The sequence below is a fragment of the Paracidovorax sp. MALMAid1276 genome (assembly GCF_049198005.1).
Lineage (GTDB): Bacteria > Pseudomonadota > Gammaproteobacteria > Burkholderiales > Burkholderiaceae_C > Acidovorax.
In genome coordinates, this window is sequence record NZ_JBMIRS010000055.1 from 1 (window position 1) to 1,969 (window position 1,969).

A 1,969-nucleotide genomic window follows, 5' to 3' on the forward strand; every position below is an offset into this window, starting at 1 on the left:
TGCGCTGCATCCCGTTGCCACCCCGGCGCACAGCCGATTTCTCGGTTTCAGTGGACTAGCGACCTGGGCAGCATCACCACGCGGTCTTTGTCGCCCTTGCCGCTGCGCACAATGATCGCGTGGCGGTCAAAGTCCACATCCTTGACCCGCAAGCCCAACGCTTCGCGTAGGCGCAGTCCGCTGCCGTAGAGCAGGGCAGCCAACAGCGCCTCGGCGCCCGCCATGTGCGAAAGGAGCGTCTGAACCTCCTGCACCGTCAAAACCACCGGTATGCGCTTGCGCTCTGGTGGGCGACCAATCTGCTGCATCCAGGGTAACTCCATGCCCAGCACCTGCCGATACAGGAACAACAGTGCATTGAGAGCTTGCCGATGGGTTGCGGGCGAAACCTGCTTCTCGGTCGCCAACATCGTCAAAAATCCCTCGACCTCAGCTTGCCCCATGTCGCGCGGATGCCGAAATCCGCCGAAGCTGCGGGCCGTCCACAAAACAAACGCTTTGGCCCAGTAGACATAGGCCTTCTCGGTTTGTAGGCTGTAATGCAGGTAGCGAACCCGTTCTCTCACCTGATCGAGCAGCTTGACGGACCGAGGAGGTAGCCAGTCAGGTTTGTCTGTTCTGTTATGCCTGTTCATACATCCAGTATGATGCGTTACAGGGTTGATTTCAAACACTTTTTTGGGGTGTCATGCTGCTTTGTTTAACGACTGGGATTGTGGGTATCCGGTGTTTGGTCAGATAAACCAGAAGTTAGCCGTCATGGTCGATGCCCCTGCTACTCGGCCCCTCACCAAGCACGAGCGTTTGCTCGCGCAGTGGATGCTGGAACACGGGAACGCTGAGGCGTCTCGTTTTCTTCCTCAACTCGCACGTGCCGAAGCAACAGCTTGGCGTTGCGAGTGCGGCTGCGCTAGCTTCAATTTCAAAGTGGCCGGTGAGCCGGAGGCGCCTGCAGGGGTAAACATCCTCGGGGACTTCGTGGCAGGTGAAGGCGAAGAAATGTTTGGAGTCTTCATCTTTCAGAGCGGTGGCATCTTGAGCGGCCTTGAGGTCTACAGCCTTGCTGCGAGTGCTCCGCCCGTGCTGCCCGCGCCCGAACAGCTACGCCCCTTCAAGGCCGCAGCTGCGGCGCCGCATGGGGTTCAAGAAAGTGGTGGCCGCAATGACGGCTAACCCCTCCATCGAGGCGACGTCCAAAAGCTTGCTTCGCAAGCTTTCGGCCGCGCCTCATGTCGAACGTTAGGCCGCAGAAGGAGAAGGCCGTGTCAGAGCCAGCGCCGAAGAAGCCACCGCCAAGTGGAGCGGCCCCAAAGCGGGGAGAAGTTTCTTTGGCGAAGGTGGCCAATCTAGGGCCGAAGTCGGCTCAGTTCATGGAACGCGCCGGAATCACAACCATTGAGCAGCTCAAGCACCTCGGTTCGGTCAGAGCCTATTCAATGGTCAAGCAGGTCGAGCCCAAAGCCAGCCTCAATCTCTTGTGGGCAATAGAAGGCGCAATAACCGGAATTCACTGGCAAGAGGTGGCAAAGGATCACCGTACAAGCCTACTGCTCGCCCTCGAAACGCACGAAAAATTCAAGAGGAGCAAAGCCAGTGAGTAGCTTCACGCTGTTGTCCTTCAAGGTCGCGCGCGCACTGCGGCCTAACCCTTCCTATATGGACTCCCCCAAAACAACAAGAGCCTGATCGATTGGGGCCCAGGGGGTAAAACACCTGCAGTCGTATATCCGGCATCTGTTGTGGACTCTGTGGTGGTCCGTGCCGACATGGAATCTGCGTCACCGCGTCGCCACACGTTGCAAGCGGCAGGCAAGCTGCCGGAAGAGTTATCGGCGGAATGCGGTGTGGGAGGAACCCGGTTGGCCATGATGGTCGATCAAACCCATCGCAAGTGGTGAATCAATACTGGCTTTGGCGTGGTGCTGTGCAGCCTGCTGGCTTGTCAGTCTGGCATCGCAAAGCTCTGGCG

At 58.4% G+C, this 1,969-nt stretch carries 2 protein-coding genes and 1 pseudogene; 2 read left to right on the forward strand and 1 reads right to left on the reverse strand.

Annotation, left to right across the window (positions count from 1 at the left end):
• Window positions 1-56 precede the first annotated feature (56 nt).
• Window positions 57-635, reverse strand: a pseudogene (locus ACOQFS_RS03360) (phage integrase N-terminal SAM-like domain-containing protein); the annotation flags it as partial.
• A 25-nt stretch (window positions 636-660) separates the two neighbouring features.
• On the opposite strand from ACOQFS_RS03360, the gene ACOQFS_RS03365 reads away from it, so the two are divergent.
• Together ACOQFS_RS03365 and ACOQFS_RS03370 are read left to right on the forward strand one after the other, a co-directional pair.
• Window positions 661-1,173 (forward strand): hypothetical protein, encoded by a 513-nt coding sequence (locus ACOQFS_RS03365; protein ID WP_421561559.1) that lies wholly within the window; start codon window positions 661-663, stop codon window positions 1,171-1,173.
• Between the two features lie 56 nt (window positions 1,174-1,229).
• Window positions 1,230-1,601, forward strand: coding sequence for a TfoX/Sxy family protein (locus tag ACOQFS_RS03370; RefSeq protein WP_421561560.1), 372 nt, complete (start codon window positions 1,230-1,232; stop codon window positions 1,599-1,601).
• Window positions 1,602-1,969 lie beyond the last annotated feature (368 nt).